At 64.2% G+C, this 12835-nt stretch carries 11 protein-coding genes and 1 tRNA gene; all 12 read right to left on the bottom strand.

The features are described 5' to 3' along the window. Positions 1-58 precede the first annotated feature (58 nt). Entirely contained in the window at positions 59-328 is a 270-nt protein-coding gene (gene rpsO, locus F468_RS0104610) for a 30S ribosomal protein S15 (RefSeq protein ID WP_012982141.1), read from the bottom strand. A 111-nt stretch (positions 329-439) separates the two neighbouring features. Beyond that, positions 440-1399 carry a tRNA pseudouridine(55) synthase TruB gene (gene truB / locus F468_RS0104605; protein WP_018994681.1) on the bottom strand — a complete coding sequence of 320 codons (960 nt, stop codon included), beginning with the start codon at positions 1397-1399 and terminating at the stop codon, positions 440-442. An 18-nt stretch (positions 1400-1417) separates the two neighbouring features. Continuing rightward, a complete protein-coding gene (rbfA, locus tag F468_RS0104600) occupies positions 1418-1861 on the bottom strand; it encodes a 30S ribosome-binding factor RbfA (protein ID WP_018994680.1) in 444 nt (147 codons plus the stop codon). Then, on the bottom strand, positions 1861-4605 hold the full coding sequence (gene infB, locus F468_RS0104595) for a translation initiation factor IF-2 (protein WP_018174739.1): 2745 nt from the start codon (positions 4603-4605) through the stop codon (positions 1861-1863). The genes rbfA and infB overlap by 1 nt, the downstream gene beginning before the upstream one ends. 79 nt (positions 4606-4684) lie before the next feature. After that, positions 4685-6172: a transcription termination factor NusA gene (nusA, locus tag F468_RS0104590; protein WP_018174738.1), complete on the bottom strand. Its 1488-nt coding sequence runs from the start codon at positions 6170-6172 to the stop codon at positions 4685-4687. 59 nt (positions 6173-6231) lie between these two features. Then, positions 6232-6687 (bottom strand): ribosome maturation factor RimP, encoded by a 456-nt coding sequence (gene rimP / locus F468_RS0104585; RefSeq protein WP_026182197.1) that lies wholly within the window; start codon positions 6685-6687, stop codon positions 6232-6234. A gap of 201 nt (positions 6688-6888) precedes the next feature. Then, positions 6889-6965: transfer RNA gene (locus tag F468_RS0104580), tRNA-Met, on the bottom strand. 97 nt (positions 6966-7062) lie between these two features. Then, the gene (locus F468_RS0104575) at positions 7063-7407 is read right to left on the bottom strand and encodes a DUF2818 family protein (protein ID WP_018138266.1); all 345 of its coding nucleotides are present in this window, start codon (positions 7405-7407) and stop codon (positions 7063-7065) included. Between the two features lie 3 nt (positions 7408-7410). Further along, positions 7411-8859 (bottom strand): NADH-quinone oxidoreductase subunit NuoN, encoded by a 1449-nt coding sequence (nuoN, locus tag F468_RS0104570; RefSeq protein WP_018138267.1) that lies wholly within the window; start codon positions 8857-8859, stop codon positions 7411-7413. Between the two features lie 13 nt (positions 8860-8872). Then, positions 8873-10387, bottom strand: a complete 1515-nt coding sequence (locus tag F468_RS0104565; RefSeq protein WP_018174736.1) for an NADH-quinone oxidoreductase subunit M — start codon at positions 10385-10387, stop codon at positions 8873-8875. Between the two features lie 52 nt (positions 10388-10439). After that, a complete protein-coding gene (gene nuoL, locus F468_RS0104560; RefSeq protein WP_018138269.1) occupies positions 10440-12449 on the bottom strand; it encodes an NADH-quinone oxidoreductase subunit L in 2010 nt (669 codons plus the stop codon). A 6-nt stretch (positions 12450-12455) separates the two neighbouring features. Continuing rightward, the gene (gene nuoK, locus F468_RS0104555) at positions 12456-12761 is read right to left on the bottom strand and encodes an NADH-quinone oxidoreductase subunit NuoK (protein WP_012982131.1); all 306 of its coding nucleotides are present in this window, start codon (positions 12759-12761) and stop codon (positions 12456-12458) included. Between the last annotated feature and the right edge of the window lie 74 nt (positions 12762-12835).

Here is a 12835-nt window from a genome sequence, read left to right as displayed (position 1 = left end):
CGGCCGCCCCTGAAACTGAACGGGCCCGCACCAGTGGCGCGGGCCCGTTGTGCCTGCCTTAGCGGCGCAGGCCAAGCTCCTGAACCAGGGCCTGATAGCGGTCCTGGTCATTGCGCTTGAGATAGGTCAGCAGCTTGCGCCGCTGGCTGACCATCTTCAGCAGCCCGCGACGCGAGTGGTGGTCCTGCTTGTGCTTTTCAAAATGCCCCATCAGATGCTGGATGCGGGCCGTGAGCAGCGCGACCTGGACTTCCGGCGAACCGGTGTCGTTGGCATCGCGCTTGTGCTTCTCGACGATGGCCGATTTTTCTTCGGTAGTGAGCGACATGAAAACCTGACTCCTGAGATTACTTGACCGTTAATCGACCAGTGGCGCTGGCGATAGGCGCGCAATGTTAGCACGACGTACCGGCCTTGAATAGAAAGAACCGCGGCGTCGTCAGGACGCCGCGACAAACAGGCGGCGGGGCCGCACCCGGCCGTCCGGTTCGCGCGACCCCACCGCCAGAAAGCCGCCCTCGGCGTCATACACCCGCACCAGCGGCCAGCCAGTTTCGGCCTCGGCCGGCGCGCCTTCTGCACCCGGGGTCTGGGACTCGATCGCCTCGGCACCCGCTGCGTGGCCATGGCGCATGGCCGCGCTGGCCTGTGCATTGAGGGAAACCGAGGGCCAGTGCCCTAGCGCCGTTTCCGGGGCCTGCAGCATGGCCTCGATCGCGGCCGCACCACCCGCTTCGAATGCGGCCTCCACCTGCTCCATCGTTACCATCGCGGCGGCCTCGAATGGGCCGTGCCCGATGCGCCGCAGGCTGTCGACCGCCGCCCCGCAACCCAGCGCATGCCCGATGTCGGCCACGAGAGAGCGCACATAGGTGCCCTTGCTGCAGCGCACATCGATGCGCAGCCGCTCAGGCGAGATGACTTCGATCGACAGGGCATGGATCTGCACGGGCCGCGGGGGACGCTCCACCTCCACGCCCCTGCGCGCCAGCTCATAGAGCCGCTTGCCATCGTGCTTGAGGGCCGAGACCATCGGAGGCACCTGCTCCTGCGCCCCGCTGAACCGCCGCTCCAGCACCCGCAGCTGCTCCGGCTCGACGGCCGGCACCGGCGCCTCGCGGATGACCGCGCCATCGAGATCCGCACTATCGGTCTCGACCCCCAGCTGCGCCTCCGCGATGTAGTGCTTGTCGGCGTCCAGCAGCCAGCCCGAGACCTTGGTCGCCTGACCGAAACACAACGGCAAAAGGCCGGTCGCACGCGGGTCCAACGCCCCGGTATGACCGGCCTTCTTGGCCTGCAACAGGTACTTCACGCGCCCCAGGATCTGGGTAGAACTCGGCCCGCGGGGCTTGTCCAGCAGCAGAATACCGTCGACCTCGCGACGTGCGCGCGGCATCAAGGAAACCGGCCGGGATCAGGCCTCGCGGCCCGGGTCCTTCGGGTCCTCGGACCCACCATTGTCACCGCTGTCGCCCCCATCCAAATCGGCATGATGCGCGCGATCCTCGGCCAGGGCCTGATCGATCAGAGAGGACATACGAGCCCCGCGCTCCGGCGTGTCGTCGTAGACAAACCGCAACTGGGGCACGCTACGCAGCCGCATCCGCTGACCGAGCGCACGGCGCAGGAATCCTGCCGCGTGATTCAGTCCCTGCTGTGCCTCGCGGCCTTTCTCCTCGCCACCCAGCTGGGTAAAGAACACTTTGGCATGGGCGAGATCCCGCGAGACCTCGACATCCGCCAGCGTAATCATCCCCACGCGCGGGTCCTTGACCTCCAGACGGATCAGTTCCGCCAGCTCGCGCTGGATCTGGTCACCGACCCGATCGGAACGATGGAAGTCGCGATTCCCGGGCATCAGAGGCTCCGAGCCACCTCGACGCGCTGGAAGACCTCGATCTGGTCACCGGCCTTCACGTCGTTGTAGTTCTTCACCGCGATACCGCACTCGGTACCGGCCTTGACCTCGTTCACGTCATCCTTGAAGCGACGCAGGCTCTCGAGTTCGCCTTCGTAGATCACCACGTTGTCGCGCAGCACGCGGATCGGGTTGCCCCGCTTGACCGCACCCTCGACCACGAGACAGCCGGCGACCTGGCCAAAGCCGGAGGCCTTGAACACATCGCGCACCTCGGCGAGGCCCACGACCTCTTCGCGGATCTCGGCCGACAGCAGACCCGACAGCGCCTGCTTCACGTCGTCGATCGCCTCGTAGATCACCGAGTAATAACGCACGTCGATCTCGTTCTCGGCGGCCAGGCGCTTGGCGCCCGCATCGGCACGCACGTTGAACGCGATCACGATCGCTTCGGAGGCCATCGCCAGGTTGAGGTCGGACTCGGAGATCCCGCCGACACCGGCGGAGACCACCTTCACGCGCACCTCGTCGGTGGACAGCTTGATCAGCGACTCTCGCAGGGCCTCGGCCGAGCCCTGAACATCCGCCTTGATCAGGATGTTCACGGTCGCGATCTCGCCTTCCTGCATCTGGTTGAAGATGTTCTCCAGCTTGGCTGCCTGCTGCGCGGCCAGCTTGCGTTCGCGCTGTTTGGCGTCGCGGTGCTCGGCGACCTCGCGGGCGGTCTTGTCGTCCGCAACCACCAGAACCTCGTCCCCGGCCTCCGGCACACCGGACAGACCCAGGACCTCGACCGGCATGGACGGACCGATCTCCTTCACCGACTTTCCGGTGTCGTCGAACATTGCCCGCACGCGACCGTATTCCTTGCCCGAGAGCAGGATATCGCCATGCTTCAGCTTGCCGGACTGGACCAGGATGGTCGCCACCGGGCCACGCCCCTTGTCCAGGCGCGACTCGATCACCACGCCCCGCGCAGGGCCCTCGGCCGGGGCCTTCAGTTCCATCACCTCGGCCTGCAGGCCCAGGGCCTCCAGCAGCTGGTCGATGCCCTCGCCGGTATGCGCCGAGACGTTGATGAACTGCGTATCGCCACCCCAGGCCTCGGGGATCACTTCGTGCTGGGCGAGATCGTTCATCACGCGCTCGGGTTCGGCCTCCGGCTTGTCGATCTTGTTGACCGCGACCACGATCGGGACGCCCGCCGCCTTCGCGTGCTGGATCGCCTCGAGCGTCTGCGGCATTACGCCGTCATCCGCTGCCACTACCAGGATCACGATGTCGGTGGATTGCGCGCCACGGGCACGCATCGCGGTAAACGCGGCATGCCCCGGGGTATCCAGGAAGGTCACGCCGTCGTGGCCATTGTCCACGTGGTAGGCACCGATGTGCTGGGTAATACCCCCAGCCTCGCCCGAGGCGACCTTCTCCTTCCGGATGTAGTCCAGCAAAGACGTCTTGCCGTGGTCGACGTGACCCATCACGGTGACGACCGGCGGGCGCGCCTTGGCCTCCGCCGTCTGCTCCAGACCGGTGTCGATCTCGTCCTCGACCGAGGTCTCCTTCGCCGCGACCGGCGTGTGGCCCATCTCCTCGACCACCAGCATCGCAGTGTCCTGGTCAATGGACTGGTTGATGGTCGCCATCACGCCCATACCCATCAGGGCCTTGATCAGCTGTGGCGCCTTGATCGCCATCGCCTGGGCCAGTTCGGAGACCGTGATCGTCTCCGGCACCTCGACCTCGCGGACAACCGGCGCGGTCGGCTTGGCAAAACCATGCTTGCTCGCAACGGCCTGCGCGGCGGCGGACTGCGCCTTGCGGCCCTCGCCCTTCTTGCGCCGACCACGACGATCCCCAGCGACATGCAGCTCTTTGCGGTCGTCCTTGCGCGTCTTGCGACCCTTGCCGGCGCCGGCCGCGGTCTTGCCGGCTTCGGCCTCGGCGGTGGCCTGACGCTGGGCCGCCTCGCGCTCGAGGCGTGCCTGTTCTTCTTTCTCGCGCTTGGCCTCCTGAGCCTCCAGTTCCTTCTGGCGGCGCTTCTGGCGTTCGCCACGCTCGACCTCTTCCTGCTTGCGCGCCTCCAGCGCCTTGCGCTGGGCATCGCGTTCGGCCTCGACCTGCAAGGCAAGCTGTTCGGTCCGGCTCAGCGGGCGCTTCGGCTTAGCCGGGGTCGGCTCGGGTTCGGGTTCGGGTTCGGGCTCAGCCTCGGGTTCCGGTGCTTCGGCCTCTTCGCTGGCCTCAGCCTCAACCGGTTCTTCCGCAGCAGCCTCGACTTCAGGGGCGGCGGGCTCCTCGACCTCGACTTCCTCCGGCTTGGGCTCCTCGGCCACCGGCTCAGCCGGGACTTCCTTCGGAGTCGGGGTCGGTTCGGCGGTCGGCTCCGGGGTCGGCACAGCTTCGACCTCGACCGGGGCTTCGGTCGGGGCCTCGACGGGCTCCTCGGCTGGCTTGCGCTTGATCGTGCGCTTCTTTCGCACCTCAACATTGACCGTCTTGGAGCGTCCGGGCCCGGAGCTCACCTTCAGGGTCTGGGCCTGGGCGCGCCGTTTGAGCGTCACGCGGCCACCCTCACTCTCCCCGTGCGACTGCCGGAGGTGATCGAGCAGCTTGCGCTTCTCGGCATCGGTGATGGCCGCTTCCGGGCCATCCACCTCGACGCCCGCCTCCTTGAGCTGCTCCATGAGGCGGTCTACCGGCTTCCCAACCGATTCCGCGAATTGCTGCACTGTCATTTGCGCCATGGCGCCTTACCTCCATTCCATATTCTTTTCAGGCCAGCCGACGGCCTGTCACACGGGCTTCGCGATTCTTCGTCCGGGGTTATTCCCCGGTTTCAAACCACGGGGCGCGCGCCGTCATAATCAGCTCGGACGCCTCTTCCGTGCTCAATCCGGTCATTTCGACCACGTCGTCGGCTGCCTGCTCCGCGAGGTCCTCCATGGTGCAGACACCATGCGAGGCCAGCTTGTTGGCCACGCCCTGGGTCATGCCGTCCATGTTCAGCAGGTCCTCCGCGGGCTGGTAGTTCTCGCCGCCCGCGATCGCTCGGGTCAGCAGGGCGTCGCTGGCGCGGCTGCGCAGCTCGCCCACGATGTCCTCGTCGAACTCCTCGATCGCCAGCAGTTCGGCCTCGTCGACATACGCCACCTCGTCCAGCGTGCTGAAGCCCTCCTGCACCAGGATGCCGGCCACTTCCTCATCCACATCCAGCGCCTCCATAAAGAAGGTCACTAGCTGCTGGGCCTCGGCCTCGCTCTTCTCGGCCGCCTGCTCCTCGGTCATTACGTTCAGCTCCCAGCCAGTCAGCTGGGAGGCCAGGCGGATATTCTGTCCGCCACGGCCGATGGCCAGGGAGAGTTTGTCTTCTTCGACCGCAATGTCCATCGACTGCTTGTCCTCGTCCACCACGATCGACAGGACCTCGGCCGGGGACATCGCGTTGATCACGAACTGAGCCGGATTCTCGTCCCAGACGATGATGTCGATGCGCTCGCCGGCCAACTCGTTGGACACCGACTGCACACGCGAACCGCGCATGCCGACGCAGGCGCCAACCGGATCCAGACGCGGGTCGTTGGAGCGCACGGCGATCTTCGCACGCTGGCCCGGGTCACGCGCCGCGCCCATGATGTCGATGATCTCCTGCCCAACCTCCGGCACCTCAAGCTTGAACAGCTCGATCAGGAACTCCGGCGCGCTCCGGCTCAGGATCAACTGCGGCCCGCGCGCGTCGGGACGGATCTCCTTGAGATAGCCGCGCAGGCGGTCATTGGTGCGCACGGTCTCGCGCGGAATCATGTGTTCGCGCGGGATCAGGGCCTCGGCGTTGTTGCCGAGATCGACGTAAGTGCCGTTGCGGTCGGTGCGCTTGACGATACCCATTACCAGCGTACCCACGCGGTCCTGGTACTCCTCGACCACCTTGGCGCGCTCGGCCTCGCGCACCTTTTGCACGATCACCTGCTTCGCGGTCTGCGCGGCGATACGGCCGAAATCCACGGCCTCCACCGGCTCCTCGATCACGTCACCGACCTGCGCATCGGGGTTCTTCTGCTGCGCATACGAAAGGAGGATCTGGTACTCCGGTGATTCGAACTCGGGGTCCTCGTCATCGACCACGGTCCACCGACGGAACGCGTCGTAGTCACCTTCCTCACGGTCGATGCTCACGCGCACGTCCATTTTGCCACCGTGATACTTGCGGGTCGCCATGGCCAATGCCGATTCCAGGGCATCGAAAATAATGTCTTTGTCGACACCCTTCTCGTTCGCCACGGCATCCGCGACCAGCAGGATCTCCTTGTTCATCTCTTGTCTCTCCGCACCTCGGCGGTTACCCGCCGATTCAACAAAAACCGCGCGCCGGTCTACAGCTGTTCCAGGACCCGCGCATTGTGGATAGCGTTCAACGGCAGTTCGTAGCCCGTGCCGTCGACCTCGACTTCGATCATTTCCTCGTCCACGCCGATCAGCGTGCCGCGGTAATTCCGCCGCCCGTGCTCCGGCCAACTCAACCGCACCTTCACCGGGTGTCCGATATATCCCCGGTACTGGTCGGGCGTGAACAGCGGCCGCTCGATACCCGGACTGGAGACCTCCAGGGTGTAGTTGCCGCGCAGCGCCTGCTCGACCTCGAGCACGGCACCGGCCTGGTCGCTCACCAGCGCGCAGTCATCCACCGTGACCCCTTCGGGGCTGTCGATGTAGATGCGCAGCATCACGGGCTTGGAACCGGGGTGGTACTCCAATCCCCAGAACACAAACCCCTGCCCCTCGACCACCGGGGCCAGCAGCGCCTTCAGTTGTTCGGGCTTTTCCGCCACCTGACTCCACTCGGAACGATTCACGAACCGGCCCTTTCCTGGGCCCGGAAACAAAAAAAGGGCGATAAACGCCCCTCGAACACCTCAGCGATGAGCGCAGCCAGTCAGACTGACTGCTTGGCGCGCGGGAGCGCAGCCCGGCAAGACCGCCACAACGGACCTGCCTAACAAAAAGGCCCCATATGGGGCCTCTCTGAAAAATGGTAGCGGGGGCAGGATTTGAACCTGCGACCTTCGGGTTATGAGCCCGACGAGCTGCCAGACTGCTCCACCCCGCATCCGAGACGCGAAACTATAACAAAGCGGGTTGGGGGCTGCAAGGAAAAGAGCGAGATTTTTCCTGATTCCAAGCCCCCTCGCACCCGGCCGTACCCCTTACCGCGAACGGTGCGCGCGAGTCCGCAGATGCTGCCGGAGATCGTAGCGCCAGATGTACCCGGGCAGCGCGAACACCGCGAACAACGACAGGGTGATCACGTAGAACTCCCAACCCTGCGTGTGGATGCCTCCAGTCGCCTGAAACTCCAGGCCCTTGCCGATCAGTCCCACCAGCAGATAAAGCCCGACCCATTCGAAGATACGGGTCCAGGGGCCCTTCACACCACTGGCCGGCAGGACCATCAGGCCGATGCGTTCGGTCAGCCAGGGCAGGTTTGCCGAAATAAAGGCAACGACGACAAAACCCCAGACCAGAACTTCAAATGGAATCCACTGTGTCACGACTTAGCCCATGATTGCGTAGTGGGTGACAGACAACAGCAGCCCCGGAAAAATTCCAAGAAGCAGTACCGCCAATCCGTTAATGCTGAGCGCGGTGGCCAGCGCCCCCGAGGGCTGCACCGGCTCTTGCGCGTCCTCGCGGGGGTCGTCGAAGAACATCATCTTGACCACGCGCAGGTAGTAGAAGGCCCCAATGATCGAGAAGATCACGGCGACAATCGCCAGCCAGACCAGATCCGCGCCCACCGCGGCCTGGATCACCGCCAGCTTGGCGTAGAAGCCGACTGTCGGCGGCACCCCGGCCATCGAAAACAGCAGCAGCAGCATGATGAACGCGAACCACGGGTTGCGCTTGGCCAGGCCCTTGAAGTCATCGATCTGGTCCGCCTCATAGCCCTTGCGCGACAGGAACACGATCATGCCGAAGCCACCGGCCGCGGTGATCGCATAGACGATCACATAGAACATCGCCGAGGCGTAGCCGCTGTCAGTCCCGGCCAGGATGCCCATGAACACGAAGCCGACATGGGCGATGGTCGAGTAGGCCAGCATGCGCTTGATGCTGGTCTGGGCGATCGCGATCACGTTGCCCACCGCCAGCGACAGCACGGCCAGGATCACGAACATGCCCTGCCAGTCGGCATGCATCGGGCCCATGCCCTCCACCAGCAGGCGCATCAGGAAGGCGAACGCGGCGATCTTCGGCGCCGTGGCGATGAACAGCGTCACCGCGGTCGGGGCGCCGTCGTAGACATCCGGCACCCACATGTGGAACGGCACCGCCCCCAGCTTGAACGCGATCGCGACCACCAGGAACACCAGACCGAAGACCAGCGGGATGTTTAGGCTCTCGTCCGCCGCCGTCAGCTCAGCGGCAATGACCGCGATATCCAGCGAGCCGGTCATGCCGTAGATCATCGACATGCCGTAAAGCAGCAGACCGGAGGCCAGCGCGCCCAGCACGAAGTACTTCATCGCCGCCTCGGTCGCGCGGGTGTTGTCGCGCCAGAACGCGACCAGTGCATAGGACGACAGCGACAGCAGCTCCAGCCCCAGGTACAGCGTCAGCAGGTTGTGCCCGGAGATCATGATCATCATCCCGAGCACCGCGAACAGGCCCAGGATGTAGAACTCGCCCTTGTGGATCCCGCGCTCCATCAGGTACGGACGCGCATACAGGAACACCAGGAAGCTGGTCACGTAGACCGCGACTTTCAGGACGTCCGCCATCGGGTCCTTCACGAAGGTATCCGAGAAGGTCAGCACCGTCTCCGGACCCATCATCCACAGGGTCAGGCCGGCAGCCGCGACCAGGGTCGCCTGCACCAGGCCGTAGGTGATGTCGCGCCGCGAATCCGGCAGGAACGCGTCGATCACCAGGATCAGGCACGCCATCCCGAGCACGAACATCTCGGGCACGGCGGGGAGGAAGTTGGGGATCTCGAAAGTCATGTCAGGCGTCCGTTCAGAGCTTCGAGTGCGCGATATGCGCCACGAGGTGGTCGATGGTCGCGTTCATCACATCCAGCAGCGGCGCCGGCCACACACCCAGCAGCAGGGTGAAGAAGGCCAGCACGCCCATCAGGAAGAACTCGCGGCGGTTCATGTCGGAGAGACCGGCCACGTTGTCGTTGGCCACCGCGCCAAAGATCACGCGCTTGACCAGCCACAGGGTATAGCCGGCGGCCAGGATCAGCGTGGTCGCAGCGAGGAAGGCAATCCAGAAGTCCGCCTTGAACGCGGCCAGGATGACCATGAACTCGCCCACGAACCCGGACGTACCCGGCAGGCCGGTATTGGCCATCGCGAACAGCACGAAGAACGCGGCGAACCAGGGCATGGTGTTCACCACACCGCCGTAGTCCGAGATCTGTCGGCTGTGCAGACGGTCGTACAGAACGCCCACCGCGAGGAACATCGCCGCGGAGATAAAGCCGTGCGAGATCATCTGCACCATGCCGCCGGCAATACCCAGCGAGGCCCCTTCCCAGTCACCGGTGTTGCGGTAGATGTAGAAGGCGAGGAAGAAGCCCAGGGTCACAAAGCCCATGTGCGCGATCGACGAATAGGCGATCAGCTTCTTCATGTCGCTCTGAATCAGCGCCACCAGGCCAATGTAGACGATCGCGATCAGCGACAGCACGATCATCAGCGTATCCAGCACCGCCGAGGCATCCGGCGTGATCGGCAACGAGAAGCGCAGGAAGCCGTAGCCCCCGATCTTCAACATGATCGCCGCCAGGATCACCGAGCCGCCGGTGGGCGCCTCCACGTGCGCATCCGGCAGCCAGGTATGCACCGGGAACATCGGGATCTTCACCGCGAACGCCATAAAGAACGCGAGGAAGATCAGTATCTGCGCGGTCATGCCGATCTGCAGGGCATGGAAGTCCTGGATCAGAAAGCTGCCGGACTGGATGTACATCCAGATCAGCGCAACCAGCATGAACACCGAGCCCAGGAAGGTATAGAGGAAGAACTTGATGGTCGCATAGACGCGCCGCGGCCCGCCCCAGATCCCGATCACCAGGAACATCGGGATCAGCATCGCCTCGAAGAACACGTAGAACAACACCGCATCCATCGCCGCGAACATGCCGATCATCAGGCCTTCCATCACCAGCATGGCCGACATGTAGTAGGCGATCCGGTCCTTCACCGACTCCCAGGCCGCAACGATCACGATCACGGTGATCAGCGTGGTCAGCAGAATCAACGGCATGGAGATGCCGTCCACCCCGAGGTGGTAGTTCACGTTGAACGCCGGGATCCACGAGGCCAGTTCCTGGAACTGCATGTCCGCGGTGCCACGCTCGAACGTGAACCACAGCGGCAAACTGGCCACAAAGGTCGCCACGGCCACCGCGAGCCCGAGCCGCCGCGCCACATGGGGCGCGTCGCGCCCGGCGGCAAGCACCAGGAAGCCGCCGAGAATCGGCAGCCAGATCAACAGACTCAAGATAGGCCAGTCAGCAAACATGGTCGTTCCTTGAAACAGCGATGGGCTTCGAGCGCATGGGTGTCGAAGCCGCTCAGATCACGAAGGCGAACATCAGGACCAGCAGGCCGATGATCATCACGAACGCGTAGTGGTAGAGGAAGCCGGACTGCATGTGGCGGATGCGCGCCGAAATCCAGCCGACCGAGCGCGCGGTACCATTGACCAGCAGCCCGTCGATGATCAGCGCATCACCGTAGCGCCACAGCGCACGCCCCAGGCGGACGCTGCCGCCGGCGAAGAACCAGTCATTGAAGCGGTCGAAGCCGTACTTGTCCTCGAGGATGCGCACGCCCAGCTTCAGCCGTTCGGCGATCACGCCCGGCAGCTCGGGCCGCTTCATGTACAGGTACCAGGCCGTGCCCAGACCCGCCATCGCGAGCCAGAACGCGGGCAGCATCAGCCCATGCAGCACAAAGCCGATCACGCCGGTGTAGGTCTCGCCCTTGGTCGCCAGCACGTCCTGCTCCGGCAGCACGAACAGGCTGTCGGCAAAGAAGTCGCCGAACAGCATCGGGCCGATGAAGTAGCCGGCCACCACCGACGGGATCGCCAGCAGGACCAGCGGCAGAGTGACTACCCACGGCGATTCCTTCGGCTGCAGCGGGCCGTGGTGATGATCATCGCCGTGTTCGTCGTCGTGGTCATCGCCATGGTCGGGCATGTACTTGTGCGCCTGGTCATAGCGCTCCTCGCCATGGAACACCATGAAGAACATGCGGAAGGTGTACAACGCGGTCACGAACACCCCGGCCAGCACCAGCCAGTAGGCAAACGTCGCCCCCGGGATCTGCGAGTAGCCGACCGCCTCGATGATCGCGTCCTTGGAGAAGAACCCGGAGAAGAACGGGAACCCGATCAGCGCCAGCGAGCCGATCAGCGCGGTCACGTAGGTGATCGGCATGTGCCGGCGCAGCCCACCCATCGCGCGCATGTCCTGCAGGTGGTGCATCGCGATGATCACCGAGCCCGCGGCCAGGAACAGCAGCGCCTTGAAGAAGGCATGCGTCATCAGGTGGAACAGGCCGGCGGCGTAGGCGGAGGCGCCCAGCGCCACGGTCATGTAGCCCAGCTGCGACAGCGTCGAATACGCCACCACCCGCTTGATGTCGTTCTGGACGAGCCCGATCAGGCCCATGAAGAACGCGGTGATCGCCCCGATGATCAGGATGAACGACAGCGCCGGGACGGAGAACTCGTACAGCGGCGACATGCGCGCCACCATGAAAATACCCGCGGTCACCATGGTCGCCGCGTGGATCAGCGCGGAGATCGGGGTCGGGCCTTCCATCGAGTCCGGCAGCCAGACATGCAGCGGCACCTGGGCGGATTTACCCATCGCACCGATGAACAGGAAGATCAGCGCCAGATCCAGCAGGCCGAAGGTCCAGCCCGGCCAGATGGTGATGGTCGCCTCGCTCATCGACTGACCTTCGGCGAACACATCGGCGTAGTTCAGGCTGCCGGTGTAGAACACCAGCGCGGCGATCCCGATCAGGAACCCGAAGTCCCCCACCCGGTTGACGATGAACGCCTTCATGTTCGCGTAGATCGCGGTCGGCCGCTTGTACCAGAAGCCGATCAGCAGGTAGGAGACCAGGCCCACGGCCTCCCAGCCAAAGAACAGCTGCATGAAGTTGTTCGCCATCACCAGCATCAGCATCGAGAAGGTGAACAGCGAGATGTAGGCGAAGAAGCGCTGGTAGCCCGGATCGTCCTTCATGTAGCCGATGGTGTAGATGTGCACCATCAGCGAGACGAAGGTGACGACCAGCATCATCATCGCGGTCAGGTTGTCGACCAGGAACCCGACCTCGAACTGGATGCCGTCGGAGACCATCCAGGTGTAGACGGTTTCGTTGTAGACCCCGGCGTCACCGAACACATGGGCCCAGAAGACCACCACCGACAGGATGAACGAGATCGACACCCCGAGGATGGTGACGCTGTGCGCCCCGGTGCGGCCGATCTGACGCCCGAACAGGCCGGCGATGATCGCGCCGAACAGCGGCGCCAGGACGATAAGTAGATAGATCGTATCCATGGCCCGTTATCCCTTCATTGCGTCCAGGTCCTGGACGTTGATGGTTCCGCGATTCCGGAACAGCAACACCAGGATGGCGAGGCCGATGGCCGCCTCGGCCGCGGCGACGGTCAGGATGAAGAACACGAACACCTGGCCCGCGAGGTCCTGCAGGAAGAACGAGAAGGCAATGAAATTGATGTTCACCGCGAGCAGCATCAGCTCGATGCACATCAACAGAACGATCACGTTTTTCCGGTTCAGGAAGATCCCGGCCACACTGATCGAAAACAACAGCGCGGCCAGCACCAGGTAGTGCTCTAGCGTAATCATGTTCTAGCCCTGAGTTCTTTCGGGGGCGGCATCCGCCCCCGGTGTCCGGGTCCCGACCTCTGGCCGGAATGCCT

The organism is Thioalkalivibrio sp. ALJ2 (genome assembly GCF_000378325.1).
GTDB lineage: Bacteria > Pseudomonadota > Gammaproteobacteria > Ectothiorhodospirales > Ectothiorhodospiraceae > Thioalkalivibrio.
The sequence above is the reverse complement of the archived record's forward strand: the minus strand, read 5'-3'. Positions and strand labels throughout refer to the sequence as shown.